This window comes from Actinoplanes oblitus (assembly GCF_030252345.1).
Lineage (GTDB): Bacteria > Actinomycetota > Actinomycetes > Mycobacteriales > Micromonosporaceae > Actinoplanes > Actinoplanes oblitus.
This window is the reverse complement of sequence record NZ_CP126980.1, coordinates 4,789,817-4,806,181: the sequence shown is the minus strand read 5'-3', so window position 1 is coordinate 4,806,181 and position 16,365 is coordinate 4,789,817. Positions and strand designations below refer to the sequence as shown.

Annotated in this window: 9 protein-coding genes; all 9 read right to left on the bottom strand. The window is 72.3% G+C overall.

Annotated elements, in window-relative coordinates:
* Positions 1 to 23: 23 nt before the first annotated feature.
* The 9 genes from Actob_RS21530 to Actob_RS21490 all read right to left on the bottom strand — a co-directional run bounded on the left by Actob_RS21530 (position 24) and on the right by Actob_RS21490 (position 16,298).
* Positions 24 to 1,682 (bottom strand): NAD(P)/FAD-dependent oxidoreductase, encoded by a 1,659-nt coding sequence (locus Actob_RS21530; protein ID WP_284922120.1) that lies wholly within the window; start codon positions 1,680 to 1,682, stop codon positions 24 to 26.
* Between the two features lie 33 nt (positions 1,683 to 1,715).
* Positions 1,716 to 2,990, bottom strand: coding sequence for a cation:proton antiporter domain-containing protein (locus tag Actob_RS21525; protein WP_284922119.1), 1,275 nt, complete (start codon positions 2,988 to 2,990; stop codon positions 1,716 to 1,718).
* Positions 2,987 to 4,252: an NAD(P)/FAD-dependent oxidoreductase gene (locus Actob_RS21520; protein WP_284922118.1), complete on the bottom strand. Its 1,266-nt coding sequence runs from the start codon at positions 4,250 to 4,252 to the stop codon at positions 2,987 to 2,989. Before Actob_RS21520 ends, Actob_RS21525 begins: the two co-directional genes overlap by 4 nt.
* 188 nt (positions 4,253 to 4,440) lie before the next feature.
* Entirely contained in the window at positions 4,441 to 6,045 is a 1,605-nt protein-coding gene (locus Actob_RS21515) for a B12-binding domain-containing radical SAM protein (protein ID WP_284922117.1), read from the bottom strand.
* Between the two features lie 93 nt (positions 6,046 to 6,138).
* Complete coding sequence (locus Actob_RS21510; protein ID WP_284922116.1) at positions 6,139 to 8,007, bottom strand: AfsR/SARP family transcriptional regulator; 1,869 nt, start codon at positions 8,005 to 8,007, stop codon at positions 6,139 to 6,141.
* A 40-nt stretch (positions 8,008 to 8,047) separates the two neighbouring features.
* On the bottom strand, positions 8,048 to 9,358 hold the full coding sequence (locus Actob_RS21505) for a salicylate synthase (protein ID WP_284922115.1): 1,311 nt from the start codon (positions 9,356 to 9,358) through the stop codon (positions 8,048 to 8,050).
* Complete coding sequence (locus tag Actob_RS21500) at positions 9,355 to 10,977, bottom strand: (2,3-dihydroxybenzoyl)adenylate synthase (protein ID WP_284922114.1); 1,623 nt, start codon at positions 10,975 to 10,977, stop codon at positions 9,355 to 9,357. Before Actob_RS21500 ends, Actob_RS21505 begins: the two co-directional genes overlap by 4 nt.
* 65 nt (positions 10,978 to 11,042) lie before the next feature.
* Entirely contained in the window at positions 11,043 to 11,852 is an 810-nt protein-coding gene (locus Actob_RS21495) for a thioesterase II family protein (protein WP_284922113.1), read from the bottom strand.
* Between the two features lie 36 nt (positions 11,853 to 11,888).
* Entirely contained in the window at positions 11,889 to 16,298 is a 4,410-nt protein-coding gene (locus tag Actob_RS21490) for an amino acid adenylation domain-containing protein (protein ID WP_284922360.1), read from the bottom strand.
* Positions 16,299 to 16,365: the final 67 nt, after the last annotated feature.

Here is a 16,365-nt window from a genome sequence, read left to right as displayed (position 1 = left end):
CTTCTGGTCGGCCGGGCGAGGAGTCACTCGCCGCCGCGCAACCGCATCCGCACGAGACCCTTGCTGGCGTTGATCATTCGAGGGCCGATCTCGGGCGGGGCCTCCCGGCGGCACCACACCGCGTTGCGCGCCATCTTGGCGGGCGTCATGTTGAAGCAGCGGGTGTCGCGTTCCCCGAAGGCGAAGGAGGGCGCGATGAAGTCGGCGCCGCCGATGTGGCCGAGGATCGCGGCGGCGGCGTCACCCGGCTTGGCGGTGCCGGCCTCGACGGCCTCGCACAGCTCGCGGGTCAGCACACCCATCCGGTTGAAGCCGTCGCTGACCGGTAGCGGCGAGCCCGGCCGGGCGCTGTTCTCCAGATCGAGGAAGACCGCGTCGTCCCCGGTCCGCAGGAAGCGGTAGTACGCGTCCTCGAGCATGACGTTGCCGAGCATCGTGCCGAGCATCCAGGTGCGGTTGACGGCGTTCCACAGCTCGTAGTCGCCGAACCCGACGAACGAGGCGTAGACCAGGTCGTCGTGGAAGTCGAACAGGCCCTGCTGCAGCGCCTCCAGGTAGGCGAAGCGCTCGGTCGACCAGTCGCCGTCGCGGGCGGCGGCGATCAGGCGCCAGGCCAGCGCGTTGACCAGCTCCATCGTGTTGGTCAGACCGCGCGAGTAGAGGGCGTCGATGAAGCCGGCCGCGTGCGAGGTCAGGCAGAACCGGTCGCCGACCACCTGCTTGGCCGAGTACTGCAGCCGTCCGGTGCTCACCCAGGGCCGCGCGGCGGACGCTCCGCGGAACTGGTGGGCGATCTGCGGGAACCGGGCCAGGAAGTCGTCGAACTCCTGCTGCCCGGACCGGCCGTCCTGGGGGTACCTGCGCGGGTCGAGCGTCAGGCCGACGCTGCAGAGCGGGTTGAGCGAGCTCGGGTGGTTGTCGAACGGGATCACCCAGAGCCATCCGCCGTCGAAGACGTGATGCAGGGTGCCGTGGTGCCACGGGTTCGGGTTCTTGTGGTGACGGGCCGCCGGCGCGTCGTCGAACGGCGTGACCCCGACCATGTGGGTGAAGATCGTCCGGCTGTGGGTGCGGGCCCGGGTCGGCGTCTCCCGCAGGTTGAACGCGTCGGCCAACGGGGACCGGAAGCCACTGCCGTCGACGACGTAATCGGCCCGGAACTCCTCGCCGGACGTGCTGCGCAGCACCGCCCCGCGGTCCGGGTCGATCTCGATGTGCTCGATCCTGGTGCCCAGCCGCGGGGTGGCCCCCTTGGCCACCGCCAGGTGGAACAGGTAGGCGTCGACGTCCTGCCGGAACAGGTGCGTCTCGGTCCGGATCGCCGACGGGACCACCAACTGGTTGATCTGGCCCGGGTCCTGCGGCTCACCCTCCCGGTGGTAGACGAAGCCGAAGTTCTGCTTCTGGCCGCAGGAGCGCGAGACCTTGGTGCGGATGCCCTTGAAACTGGACAACGCCTTGAGTTCGGGTACGTCGTAACGCTGCGCGATCAGCCGCGTCATGCCGGAGGTGTACGGGATGGTGGACTCGCCCACGGCGAACCGGGGGTGGACGCCGGCGTCGAGCAGCAGGACCCGTACGCCGTGGCGGGCCAGCACCGCGGCGAGCATGCCGCCGGCCATCCCCGCGCCCAGGATGGCGACGTGGTAGGTGTCTCGTTTACCGGCAATATGGTGGTTCATCGGTACCTTCCTCCGGTCTGGACAGGCGGACGGTCAGCTGGCGCGTCCGGACGCGCCGGACAGCGCGGGGGACGCGGCCGGGGCCGGGGCGGTGATCTCGACGGGTTTGCGGTAGACCAGGGCCAGCAGCGGTCCGGTCATCGCGGTGGTGACCAGCGCCATGACCACCATCAGTGAGTAGAGGTCACCGTCGAGCAGGCCGAGTTGGAGCCCGACGCCGAGGATGATGAGTTCGGTGAGGCCGCGGGTGTTCATCAGCACCGCCAGCGCCGCCGACGGCCGCGCGGCCAGCCCCTGCGTGCGGGCGCCGAGGTAGGCGCCGGCGAACTTGCCGGCGACGGCCACGACGAGGATGGCGCCCAGTTCCAGGAACTCGTCGGCGCCCAGGTGGCTCAGATCGACCTGCAGACCGGCCACGACGAAGTAGACCGGCAGCAGCAGCGCGCAGACCCGCCCGACCTGGCGCAGCAGGCCGTCGCGCAGCCCTCGGGCACCCTCGCGCGGCATGACCAGCCCGAACATGAACGCGCCGAAGAGGTAGTGCAGGCCCATCACCTCGGTCGCCGCGCCGCTGAGCAGCGCGCCGATCACCACCACGCCGAAGCGCACCGGCGACGGCTCCCCCGGGTCGGCGCCCGCCCGGGGCGACAGCAGCCAACGGCGGGCCAGCGGGCGCACCACGAAGGCCAGGAACGCGGCGAACGGCAGGATCAGCGCCACCCGCCAGTGCTGCCCGGCGCCGCCACCGATCGCCTGCAGGCCGGCCAGCCCGGTCCAGGCGATGACGTCGACGAGCGCGGCCACGGCAAGCGCCACGCCGCCGACCGCGGTCGCCGCCAGCCCGCGGTCGCTCAGGATGCGGGCCAGCACCGGAAAGGCCGTCACCGAGACGGCCAGGCCGACGAAGAGCACGTAGCAGGTGGGGCTGGCCGTGCGGTGGCCGGACAGCAGCGTCCAGGCCAGCCCGGCGCCGAGCGCGAACGGCACGCACATCGAGCCCAGGGCGCACAGCACGGTTGCCCGGCCCCGGCCGCGCAGGACGTGGTGCTCGACCTCCACCCCGACGCCGAACATGAACAGCAACACGCCCAGGGCGGCCATCGCGCCCAGCAGCGACCGTACGCCGCCGGGGAACAGCGTGTCCGACACTCGGCCGTGGAACAGGGTGGGGCCGAGCAGGATGCCTGCGAGGATCTCGCCCACCACCGGCGGCTGGCGCACCAGGGCGGCGAGCCGCCCGAGTCCCTGCGCGAGCACCAGGATGATCGCCAGATCGACGAAGAGCAGCTGCGCCTGGGCGCTGGTCATCGCGTCGCGCCGTCGTCCGCGGAGATCAGGTCGCTGAGGTCGATGTGGAACATGGGATGTTTGCCGCTCATTCCGGAGATGAGCGTGACAAAGTCGGACGAGGGCTTGTTCTTCTGCTCCGGATCGACCATTTCCTGGGCCAGGCTGTGATAGAACTCCTTGTATTTCGTACGGTCGTAGAACCGCTCGACGAACGATCGGATCTCGTCGAAGAAATTCGAGTACGCGGTGGCGTAACGGTCCAGCGCCTTCTCCTCGATCTCGGGGTGCTCGATGACCTTGTCGAGGATTTTCGAGAGGGTGCTGCCGGCCAGCGTGGCCAGCGCTACACCGGTCGAGAAGAGGGGGTCGACGAAGGCCGCCGAGTCACCGACGAGAACCCATCCGTCGCCGTAGAAGCGGTCGCTGTGATAGGACCAGTCCCGGGCTGTCCGGAATCCCGCGGAACGCCGGCCGGGCGCCAGCATCTTCTTGAGCTTGGTGGTGCGCTCGACCTGCTCGCGGAAGATCTGCTCGAGCTTCTGGTCACCTTCGCCCACCGTGGACGCGCGCGTCACGTACCCGACGCTGATGGTGCCCTTGTCGATCGGGATGCCCCAGAACCAGCCCTCGTCGAGGCCCTCGATGAGGATGTTGGTGTACTCGTCGCCGGGCAGCCGTTCGCAGTTGTCGAAATAGGTCCAGACGGCGACGTTGCGCAGCTCGTCGTGCCACTTGACGCCGGTCTGCCGGCGGCCGATCACCCGGGCCTGCCCGGAGGCGTCGACGACCAGCTGGGCCCGGGCCTCGACCAGGCCGTCGCCGCCGCGCAGGGCGTAGCGGACGCCGGTGACCCGGCCGTCGACGTCGATCGTCTCGCGGACCGTGGCGTCCTCGATGACGCAGGCGCCCAGCTCACGAGCCCGGTCGAGGATGAGTGCGTCCAGGTCGGCACGACGGGTGTGGTAGGCGTACTCGTACCCGCCCTCGATGAACGAGAACTGCCACGGCACCTGCTCGTTGCCCCAGATGAGGCTGCCGCCGTACTTGCGCTCGAAGCCGCGGGCGTCCATCCGCTCGGTCAGCCCGAGCTCCTTCATCGGGCGCATGAAGGCGGGGATGAGTGACTCGCCGACGTGGTAGCGCGGGAACCGCTCGCGATCGAGGACCAGGACGCTGCGCCCGCGCTGGGCGAGCAGTCCGGCCGTGGTCGCACCGGCCGGCCCACCGCCGATGACGATGACGTCGAATTCGTCGGGGACACCGAATAGCTGGGAGGACATCGAGACCGACCTTCCTGACGGCGAACAGACCGGTAGCGGATTCCGCCTTCGATCCACGTACGTCTTTATCTTTGTCGCGCCCGCTGCCTTCTCTCTGGACACCGTCTGGACCTTTTCTAAGGTCTTGTCACTGGACAGAAAAGAGTGGGCGCCGGCAACAGCCGGCGCCCACTCTGGGTTGTTTACCGCTATATCGCGTCCCGGCACAGCGTCCGGGAGTCCTCGACCCGTTCGATGCCGAGGTCACGCAGTTTGTCGAGTTCGTCGTTGACCACCTTCGCCGCCTGGGCGACGTCGGGATAGTCGACCGGCGCCATCGCCATCCGTTCGACGCACTTCTCCGCCCGGATGTTGGTGAGACGGTCCCGGTGCGGCATGAGCCAGTGCTGGAAGGCGTGCTGCCACAGGTGCAGAACGGCCGTCTCGCTGCCGTGGCGTACCCGGTCCAGGGTTTCCTTCTGCAGCCGGGACGCCTCGGCGCTGTCCATGCCGATGTGTGACCACGCCGCCGTCGGATCGGTCGGGTCGTCCGAGACGATCCGCAGTTCGTCCCGGTCCTGCCAGAGCGGCATCGTCTCGTCGGTGATCGAGAACTTGCTGAGCGCGAAGTGGCCGACGTACTCGTCGACCAGGAATGCGCTGGTGTCGGCGAACGCCTCGGGGGTCTCACCCGGGTAGCCGACGATGAAGAAGACGTAGTAGCCGATGTCGCTGCGGCTGAGCAGCTCGCCGGCCCGCCGGTTCTGCCGCACGCTCACCCGCTTGCTCATCCGCTTGAGGGTCTCGTCGTTCATCGACTCGAAACCGATGTGCAGCTGCTGGCACCGCGACCGGGCCAGGTTCTCCACCAGCTCGGGCGAGTTGATGGTGTTGGCCCGGCTGAAGCCCTCCCACGGCGGCGTCCCGGCGCCGGGCAGCAACTCCAGCAGGCGGCGCATGCGCGTCGGCGGCACCGTGAAGGTGGAGTCCATCGCCGAGATCATCTTGGCGTGGTTCTCGGTGGCGTACGCCGTCCAGTCGTGCACGATCTTCTCGGCCGACTTGTACCGCCACTTCGGCGACGCGGCCGGGAACGAGCAGAACTTGCAGTCGAACGGGCAGCCGCGCATCGACTCGTAGGGCACGATCGGCGCCGGGCCGGCGACGGTCGGCGACGGGAACCGCTCCATGTCGACGTACGCGATGGGATTGATCTGGATCCGGGGACCGTCGCGCCAGACCACGTTGGGGATGCCGTCGAGCGAGGCCCCGGCCTGCAGCGCGTCGAGCACCCGGGGCAGGCTCTCCTCGGCGTCGCCGCGCACCACGGCGAGGACCTCGGGGTGATCGCGCATCACCGGCATGAACTTGAGGTTCGTGTACTGGCCGCCCATGATCACCGGGGTGTCGGGCACGTGCGTGCCGATCCAGTTCAGCGCCGCGGCCACGATCCCGTCGTTCCAGATGAAGGTCGACGAGAGCAGCACCACGTCGATGTCGCCGGAGGGTGGCCGGGCCTGCGACGTCCACACCTCCTCCAGCGGCACCCGGACGAAATCGTGACCGCTGGAGGCCAGGATCGAGGTGAGGGTGACCGAGGTGAGGTGGGGCACCGAGTCGGGGCGGGGACGCAACAGCGCGTACCGGCGACCGCCCTTCTCGAAGGCCAGCTGGCTCACGTCCAGGTCCGGCCGATCGGCGCGCTGCAGCACCTGCGTCGCGCGGGGACTGCGATCCCTCTCGAGCAGTGACCCGGAAAGGTATCCCGAGTTGAGATTGGCGGGGCCGAGCCCGCTCATCAGCAAGACACGCATGTATGCCGCTCCCGTCTCGCGCACGTCCCGTACCAGCCTGGCAGCGTCGTCTGTAGGGCCTATGGTTTCGCTCTGTACCTCCCGGAACGCCGCTCAGGACGCCTTCTCGCGGCTGGTCCGCCCAGCGCACTCCCGGGCGTAGAGGGCCACCAGGTTGTTGAGCCGGTACTCGCCCGGGCCCGCCTCCTCGATCAGGCGGTTGTCGGCCAGGACGGTCAGCTGCTGCTGTACGTGCTGGCGGGGAGCGCCGGTCACCGCGCTGGCGAACGTGGCGGTGATCGTCTCGCGTCGAGCGGCGCCCAGGCTCCGCAGCATCCGGGCGGCGTCGTCCGGCAGCGCCTGGAAGGAGACGTCCAGCGCCGCCCGCAGACTGGTCGAGGCGTCGTCGGCGACGGCCAGCCGGTCCAGCCGGCTGGGTTCGGCGACATAGCGTTCGAGCAGTTCCGCCGGGGGATGGCCGGGATCGGTGGCGAACGCGTTGGCGGCCAGCCGCAGCGCGAGCGGGAGGTGGCCGCACAGGTGCGCCAGACGCCGGGTCACCGGGCTGTCCGGGCGCATCCGCTCCCGCCCGGCCAGGCGTGCCAGCAGTTCCGCCGACACCTCCGGATCGAGCGGCCGCATCGGCACCCGGTACGCCCCGTCGCGCGCGACCAGCCCGCTGAGCCGGACCCGGCTCGTCACCAGCACGCACGACGCACCACGCGGAAGCAGGGGACGCACCTGGTCCGCGCTGCGGGCGTCGTCCAGGATGATCAGCAGGCGCCGCGCGTGCACCAGACTCTGGTAGTGCGCGATCCGGCCGGCCAGGTCACCGGGGATGCGCGCGTCCTCCACACCGAGGCTGCGCAGCAGGAACAGCAGGCAGTCGGCCGGGCCGGCGGGCGCACTCGCCGGATCGGTGCCGCGCAGGTCGACGAAGAGCTGACCGTCCGGGAAGGACCTGCCGATGCGTTTGGCAAGTTCCAGCGCGAAGGCGGTCTTGCCCACCCCGGGTGGCCCGTCGACCACGGCGAGCCGGACCGCGCCCTCTCCCCCGTCGTCCTCGCGCAGCAGTTCGCGGCTGAGCAGGGCCAGTTCCTCGTCACGCCCGGCGAACCCGGACGGCATCGTCGGCAACTGCACCGGTGGGGTCGCCGGCACCGGCGGCCGCACGGCGGCCGGACGGCTCGGCGGCGCGGCCGCCGCGCCCAGGGCCGGGTCGCTGACCAGAATGCGGCGGTGCAGTTCGCGCAGTTCCGGGCTCGGGTCGATGCCGAGCTCGTCGCGCAGCAGCTCACAGGTCTCGCGGAAGACCCGCAGGGCATGCGCCTGCCGGCCCGACCGGTAGAGGCTGATCATCAGGGACCCGCGCAGCCGCTCGCGCAGCGGGTCCTCGCCGATCGCCTGGGTCAGCCAGCCGACAGCCTCGGTGTGCCGGCCCGCGTCGAGCAGGCATGCGGCGTGGTCCTCGGCCGCGGTCAGGCGCAGGTCCTGCAGGCGACTGCGTTCCAGCGCGGCGAACGGGCCGGGCACGCCGCCGAACGCCTCACCGCGCCAGAGCTTGAGCGCGGCCTCGAACGCCTCCACCGCCCCGGCCACGTCGCCGCCACCGCGCAGCTGACGGGCCTCACCGATCATCTGGGTGAACAGCGCGGTGTCGACGGCCCGCGCGTCGGTCTGCAACGAGTAGCCGCCGACCGCCGAGACCAGCACCTCGCCGGTCTGCCGCCGGCTGCGGCTCGGCTCCAGCACCCGGCGCAAGCCGGCCACGTAGGTGTGCACGCCGTTGGCCGCGGTCTGCGGAATGTCAGCGCCCCAGACCGCGTCGGCGATCTGCTCGACGCCGACCACCTCCCCTGCCCGGCTGGCCAGCAGCCCGAGAACGGCGCGCTGTTTCGGCGGGCCGAGGTGGACGGCCTGGCCGTCGCGCCAGGCCCGTACCGGCCCCAGCAATTCGATATGGATGTTCAGCCCCGTAGACACGTGCGGTCACCTCTTGACGACGAAATGCGGCCGGGCCGCCTCACCCTTCGCTGACCACGAGATAACCGGCGATGCAGCCGAGTTTCTCCCGGGTCTCCTCCAGCTCACGTTCCGGCCGCGACTGCCCGACGACGCCCGCACCGGCCCGCAGCCACGTCACTCCGTCCCGCGAGTACGCGCTGCGCAGCACGAGGGCGGCGTCCATGGTGCCGTCCGCGCCGACGGTCACCACGGCGCCCGCGTACGGTCCCCGGCGCTGACCCTCGAGCCGGCTGATCGCCTCGTAAGCGGCCTGCTTGGGCACCCCCGAGGCGGTGACCGCGGGGAAGACGGCGGCCAGCGCCGACCACGCGTCCCGGCCCTCGGCCAGGCGGCCGGTGACCTGCGAGCCCAGGTGCTGCACCGAGCCGCGTTCCTTCACCGCCATGAACTCCGACACCGCGACCGTGTCCGGCCGGCACGGTTCGTGCAGCTCCTCGACGGCGACCCGGACCGAGATGGCGTGCTCGTGGATCTCCTTGGCGTCGGTCCGCAGCTGGCGGCGCAGCCGTTCGTCGGTCTCGGTGTCCCCGGACAACGCCCGGGTACCGGCCAGCGGCTGGCTCACCACGGTGCCGTCGGCGTCGACGCTCAGCACGATCTCCGGGCTGAAGCCGAACACCTGCAGGCCACCCATGTCGAGCAGGAACGAGCGGGCCGGCGTGTTGCAGCGGCGCCCGGCTTCGAAGCTCGCCGGAAAATCGATCTTCTCAGGTACGCCGATCACCCGGGACAGCACCGCCTTCTCCAGCTTTCCGGCCCGGATGTCGCCGACCAGGGTGGCCACCGCGTCCTGGTACTCGGTGGTGGCGGCGCTCAGGTCGACCCGGGCGTGCCCGGCGGCCCGGCCGGTCCGGCGCGCCGGCGCGGTGAGCCGGCGCTCCACCACGGCCAGGTCCTCCGCGGTGAGGCTGCGCACGGTGGCCCGGGTTCCCTGCAACCGCGTCTCGACGGTGGGAATCAGGAAGTGGGCCAGCACGTCGTCCGGGGGTTGCAGGCCGGCGATCGCCGCACCCAGCTCGAAGGCACACCACCCGTACGCCCGCCAGCCGGCCAGCGGCAGACCGTCGAGGAAGCGGCGGACCGGCCCGAGCGGGTCGTCCTCCCACGGCGTCTCGATCACCTGTCCGTCGTAGACGCACCGCACGGTACGCGGCCCGACCACGATCTCGGCGGCCCAGCCACCGGCGACGTACCAGCCGTCCGGCGACTCGTAGACGACGTAGTCGTCGAACAGTGCGGCCACCTCGAGGGCGCAGACGATCGGCTCGTCGCCCGTCTCGACCACCGCGGTCCGATAGTGCCTGGTCATCGGGCCTCTCCTCCGCTCGTCAGCGCGGCGGCGCGCGCCGCGAGCACCTTCTTGTCGATCTTGCCGACGGCGGTGACCGGCAAGCGGTCCAGCACGACGAGACGGTCCGGCAGCTTGAAGCCGGCCACCCCGCGTTCGCTCAGCGCGCCCCGGATCTCGTGCAGCTCCGGTGGGCGCTGCGCCCCCCGGGCCACGATGCAGGCGCAGGTCAGCTCACCCATGTCCGGATCGGGCACGGGCACCACGGCGGCGCCGGCGACGGCCGGCAGTGCGGTCAGCAGTTCCTCCAGTTCCTGCGCGGGCACCTTCTCGCCGCCGCGGTTGACGACGTCGTTGATCCGCCCGACCACCTCCAGGTGACCGGTGGGCCGGGCCCGGACGACGTCGCCGGTCCGGAAGAACCCGTCCTCGGTGAAACGGACCCGGTTGATGTCCGGCGCCCGGTAGTAGCCGCGCAGCGTGTACGGCCCCCGGGTGAGCAGCTCGCCGGGCTCGCCGGGGGCGACCTCGGTGCCGTCCGGCGCGACGATCCTGATCTCGTCGGCCGGCGAGAGCGGCCGGCCCTGCGTGGTGAGCACCAGCTCCGGCGGGTCGTCGAGGCGCGTGTAGTTCAGCAGGCCCTCGGCCATCCCGAAGACCTGTTGCAGCCGGCAGCCGAGCCCGTCGGCGACGCGTGCCGCCGTCACCGGATCCAGGCGGGCGCCGCCGACCTGCAGCACCCGCAGCGACGAGAGGTCGTCCGGCAGCCACTCGACGGCTTCCAGCCAGAGCGGCACCATCGGCGGCACCAGGGCGGTCATCGTCACGCCGGCCGACGCGATCAGCGGGAAGCAGTCGTCGGGCGCCGGCGACGGCGCCAGGACGGCCACGCCACCGGCGCGCAGCGCCCCGAGCACTCCCGGGCAGCCCAGCGGGAAGTTGTGCCCGACCGGCAGTGCCGCCAGCACCCGGCTGTCCGGGCCCACGCCGCAGACCTCGGCGCTGGCGCGCAGTTGGTACGCGTAGTCGGCGTGCGTGCGCGGAATCAGTTTGGGCTTGCCCGTGGTGCCGCCGGAGAGCAGGAACATCGCCACATCGCCGGGGGCGGGCGGAGTGATCGCCCGCGGCTCGGCGTCGACGTCGGCGAGCGCGGTGAAGTCGCCGGGCTCACCGGCCACGAAGATTTCGGTGAGCGTCGAGGTTCGCTTGATCACCTCCGCCGCCATGGCCCGGAAGTCGTGCCCGAGGACCACGTCGGCGCAGAGGTACGCCCGGGCGCCCGACGCCTCGACCAGGTCGCCGATCTCCATGGTGCGGTGCGCGGGCAGCGCGAAGACCGGCAGCGCGCCGATCCGCAGGAGCGCGAACAGGCACACGACCAGGTCGATGTCGTTGGGCAGTTGGACGATCACCCGGTCGCCACGTCCGATGCCGCGGTCGAGCAGCCCGGCGGCGCGCCGGTCGGCCGCCCGGTCGAGCTCGGCGTAGGTCAGGGTGCGTCCGGCGGTCACCACGGCGGGGCGGCCGGCGCGGCCGGGGTCACCGGCCGGCCATCGGCCGAGGACCTCGTCGGTCCAGTAGCCCGCCTGCCGGTAGGCGCTGGCGGTCTCGTCGGGCCAGGGAACACAGTTTTCGAGCACGCGGCTGTCCGTCTCTGTGCAGGGTCGATCCAGGGCGGAGGGAGGGTCGGTGCGGTGCGGTGGGATCAGGGCGCGAAGGTCGAGGACACGGTGGCGCCCACCGCCGCGCGCACGGCGGACATGGTCCGGGCCAGCGCCGGGCCACCGGGGTCCAGCAGCGCGAAGTGGTCGCCCGGCAGCACACACGTCTGGAAGCGGCCGGTGGTGACCTCGCGCCAGGCCCGAACCTCCTCGGCGTCGGCCTCCGGGTCGTCGCCGGCGCGCAACGCCGTGACCGGGATGCCGAGGGGACGGTGAACCGGCGGCCGATACGTCTCGATCACCCGGTAGTCGCTGCGGATCGCCGGGAGCAGCGCACCGAGCATCGCCCGGTCGCGCAGCACGGCCTCGCCGGTGCCCCGGAGCCGGGTCAGGTCCGCGATCAGTTCGTCGTCGCCGGCCGTGTGCAGGCGGGTGCGGCGCAGGCGGGCGGGCCCGGGCTGACCGGAGACGATCAGCCCGGCCGGCGGGTCGCCCAGCGCCGTGAGCCGGCACGCCAGTTCGTACGCCACCGAGGCGCCCATGCTGTGCCCGAACAGGACGGTCGGCCGTCGGGCGGACGAGCCGCGATCGGCCATGACCGCCGGGAGCAGCTCGGCGACCAGGGCCGGCATCGCCTCGTGGGCCGGCTCGCCGTACCGGTCCTCCCGGCCCGGGTACTGGGCCACCAGGATCTCCACGTCCCACGGAGCGTCCACCGCCCACCGGCGGAACTGGCCGGCCGATCCGCCCGCGTGCGGAAGGCAGACGAGCCGGGCCTGGGCGTGCCGGCGTACGGCGAATCGGCGCAGCGGTCCCTCCGCTGCCCGGGAATCGGTTTCTGCGGTCGTTGTCATGAATCCCCCATGTACTGGCACAAGGTGACCCGGCGGCTAAAGCACACCGGACTCGATGTCCTCGGTGGCACCGGCGCCGGATCGCTCGGTGATCAGGCGGCACATACCGGCCACCGTCGGTGCCCGCAGGACGTCGGCCATCGGCAGCGCCGTGCCGAACGTCGCCCGGATGTCGGCCAGCATCCGGGTGGCCAGCACGCTGTCGCCGCCGGACCGGAAGAAGTTGTCGTGGCGGCCCACCGCGGTCAGCCCGAGCGAGCGCCGCCACAGCTCGGCCACGGCCTCCTCGAGGTGCCCCTGCGGTGCCGCGGGTGCGGCCGCCGTCACCGCGGCGGCCGAGGCCAGCCGTAACGCGGCGCCCCGGTCCACCTTGCCGTTGGCGTTCAGCGGCAGGGCCGGGGTCACCACCAGCCGTGCCGGCACCATGTGCCCGGGCAGCCGCGCCGCGGCCCAGTCCAGGATCCGATCGGCGGCCACGACCGGGGCCGTCTCGTCGAGGCAGGCGGTGAGCAGAGCGGCGCCCTGACCGGCGGAGACGATCTCGCGGACCGTGAAGCCGGCCGTGGCGAACCCGGCGAGCCACGAGGCAACCGGCGCATCGGTCCGGCGCGAACCCGGGCCGCGCAGCAGCGGACCGAGCACCAGCGCGGACGTGCTGTCGGCGGCACCGGCCACGACGAGCACCCGGGCACCGGGGCGCAGCATGGGCCGCAGGCCGGCCAGGGCCTCGGCCGGCGAGGTGAGCGCGAACGCGTCGTTGATCAGCCCGATGTCGGCGCGGTGCAGCAGGTCGTCCGGCACCGTCGTACCGTCCTCGCCACGAACCGTGGCCGCGCCGGCGAGCCGGGTCCGAGCGGCCGCCGGCACCTCGGGGAAGCGGCTGACCGTCACGTAGGTCGGGCTCCCGCCGCCGGGGTGGCCGGCCATCAGCAGGTCAGCTGTCCGGCCGCCGTGCGCGGCGTACTCCACGACCAGACCGGTGGCACCGGGCGCGGTCACCGCCGCGCCGACCACCCGGCCGGCCGCCCGCAGGCAGTCGGCGACGCCGGGCAGGTGCACGCCCTCGGGCGACAGCGCCGGATCGTCCAGCAGCGCCGCCGGGTCGGCCGTGCCGGCCAGTACCGCGGCAAGCAGGGGACGGGCCCGGTCGATCGATGTCGTCTCGGCATCGGCGCCGCCGGGCGTCTCGGCCGGCCGGCGCAGCTCGTGGATCATGCCGGCCTCGACCCGGGCGCGGCCCCGCTCGGACAGCAGGTCCAGCCACGCGTGCAGCGCCTCGCTGTGCCGCGCGGACACGGGCAGGCCGGCGATCGGCGTCGGGTCGCCGCCCGCGCCGAGGCCGGCCAGCAGCGCGGTGAGCGTGGCCGCGGCCGCGTCCGTGCCGCCGGCGGAGGGCTCCGCGGCCGGTCCCGGCGGCGGCGCCGGGTCGGTCGTCGGCGTCTCCTCGACCACCAGAGCGGACAGCCGGTGGTTGCGCTCGCCGTCGGCGACCACGACGGCCCTCGCGATGCTCGGGTGGGCCACCAGCACGGCCTCGACCTCACCGAGTTCGACCCGGAAGCCGTTGACCTTGATCTGCTGGTCGACGCGCCCGAGGAACTCCAGGGTGCCGTCGGGCCAGTAGCGGCCCAGGTCGCCGGTGCGGTACCAGCGCCGCCCGTTCCGCTGGACGAAGCGCCGGGCGGTCAGGTCCGGGTCGCCCCGGTAGCCGTCGGCCACGCCGTCCCCGCCGATCCACAGTTCGCCGGGTACCCAGTCGGGGCAGTCCCGGCCGACCGGGTCGACCACGCGGTAGCTCTGGTTGCGCAGCGGGGTGCCGTACGGAATGGAGCGCCAGTGCGCCGGCACCGACTCCACCACGCAGGCGTTCGACCAGATCGCCGCTTCGGTGGCGCCGCCGAGCGCGACCAGCCGGCACCGGCCGCCGGTCTGCTTGGCCAGCCGCTCGGGCAGGTCCAGCCCGATCCAGTCGCCGGAGAGCAGGGCCAGCCGCAGCGTCGGGGGCAGCGGATCCGGTTCGGCGGCGGTCAGCAGCATGTCCATCAGGGCGGGCACCGAGTTCCAGACCGTCACCCGGTGACGGGCGCAGAGCCGCAGCCAGCCGGCGGCGTCCCGGCGCTCGTCCTCCGCCACCAGCGCCACCGCCCCACCGACCGAGAGCAGACCGAAGATGTCCCAGACGGACAGGTCGAAGTCGAGCGCGGACACGGCCAGCACGCGGTCGTCGCCCCGGAGGGCGAAGCGCTCGTTGACGTCCTCCACAGTGTTGACGGCCGCGCGGTGGCTGATCTGCACACCCTTGGGCTCGCCGGTCGAGCCGGAGGTGAAGATGACGTACGCCGTGTCGCCTGGCTCGCCGGCCACCGGCGCGGCGGGTCTCTCACGCAGTGCCTCGGCGATCGTCAGCTCGGAGTCGTCCAGGGCGGCCGGGCCGGCGGTGAGCACCACCGCGGCGCCGCACACGGCGGCGATCCGGTCACGGCGCAACGCCGGCTGGTCGACGCCGACCGGCACATACACCGCGCCGGCGGCGAGCACTCCCAGGACGGCGGTGATCTGATCCGGCCCCTTGGGCGCGTTCACCAGCACAGTGTCGCCGCGGCCGACGCCCCTGGCGCGCAGCGCGGCGCCGATCCGGCACGCCCGGTCGGCAAGCTCGCCGTAGCTCAGCCGGCCGTGGTCGCCCCAGAGCAGCGCCGGTCGGCCGGGGTCCCGCGCGGCCTGAACGAAGAACCCGTCGTGCAGGCGAAGTCCGCTGTGTGCCCGGGTGGAGCCGTTGACCTCGGCCCGGCGCCGCCGGGTCGTCTCGGGCAGCCCGATGGCCGGCTCCCCGGCCCACTCGGCGGTGATCAGTGACCGCAGCAGGCCGGCGTACGCGATCTGCATCTGGTCCAGCAGCCTGTCCGGGAAGAGGTCCTCCACGGCGTCCCAGGCGATGGTCAGGCCGCCGTCGCGGTCGAGGTAGACCTGGTTGTCCAGCCATACCTGCGGGGTCTGCGACAGCATGAAGGTGTGGTCGCCGAACCGGTCGGCGAACGCGGCCGGCACCAGCGGCGCGTCCACGTTGCAGGCGAACACGACGGGCGCGGTCCGCGGCGAGTCCGGGTCGGCCCGCAACAGGTCGCGCAGGACCTCGACGCCGTTGTAGGCGCTGTGGTCGAGGTCGGCGTGCAGGCGACGCTGGATCGCTCGGGCCCGTCCGGCGAAGTCCCCGGCCGCGTCGAGGTCGACGTCGAGCAGGGTGAGGCTGGTGAAATCGGCGATCAGATGCGCGACGTCCGGGTGGACCTCCCGGTCCCGGTCGAAGAGCGGAATGTTGACCAGGAACCGCCGGTCGCCGCTCCAGCGCGAGAGGATCTCGGCATAGGCCGTCAGCAGCAGGGTGGCCGAGGTGACTCCGCAGGCCGCGGCGCGCTGGCCGAGCGCCGCCCACTCCCGCGGGCTCAGCCGCTGGATCCGCCGGGTGAATCGGGTGGTGTCCAGCCGGCCGGGCTCGACCGCGAGGGGAAGGCGCGGCCCGCCCGGCAGGTCCGCCAGCCGGGCCTGCCAGTAGTCGCGGGCCACGGCCCGGGCCGGCCCCTCGGCGGCCGCCCGCCGGCGCAGGTAATCGGCGAAGGTGAGGCCCAGCTCGGGCAGCCGCCGCCCGTCATAGAGCGCGGCCAGGTCGGCCAGCAGTACCCGGATGCTGTGGACGTCGCAGACGAGCAGGTCGACGTCGAGGTGCAGCCGGTCCCCGCCGGGCAGGCGGCTGACCTGCAGGTCGACGACCTCGCCGCGGGACACCTGGAACCGGCGGTGCGACAAGCCCTCCCGGAGCCGGCGCAACGCCGACTCCGCCTCCGGCGACGTGCTCGCGCGCAGATCGTGCACCTCGGGGCCGGACCAGCTCGACTCGGCGGCGATCGTCTGGGTGCCGTCCTCGGCGAACACCGCGCGCAGCATGGGGTGCCGCGCGAGCAGGGCGCGGAAGGCCTCGCCCAGCCGCGCGACATCGACGCCGGTCGTCTCGAACTCCAGGTAGGCGTGGCACCCGACGCCGCCGAGCAGCTGGTCGTCGCCACGGCCCACCCAGTACGCCTGTTGCACCGGGGTCAGCGGGAAAGGTGCGTCGCCGGTGGGCCCGTCGTGCTCCGGCGCCCGGGCCGGCCGGTCCTGCCGCGGCTCCGCGGTGGGACCGTCGCCGAGCAGCCGGGCCCATGCGGTGATGGTCGGATCGGCGGCCAGCTCGGCGAAACCGACCGTCCGGCCGGCACGCCGCAGCCGCCCGACGAACCGCATCAGCTGCAGTGACTGCAGTCCGAGTTCAAACAGTGACGTGTCGTCGGCGCCGGGCGTCAGCGACCGGCCCAATAGTGTTGAGGCGAAGGCTCGTAATTCGTCGGCAACACCTCCTGAACAAGAGTCAGGATCCGTGGTATCACTGTTTTCGGAAAGCGTGGAATCCATCGGCACCCGGGACCTCCTTTAGATGTCGCGCTCACACGGAGCGGTGACTCTAACTCGGCCCAGACTA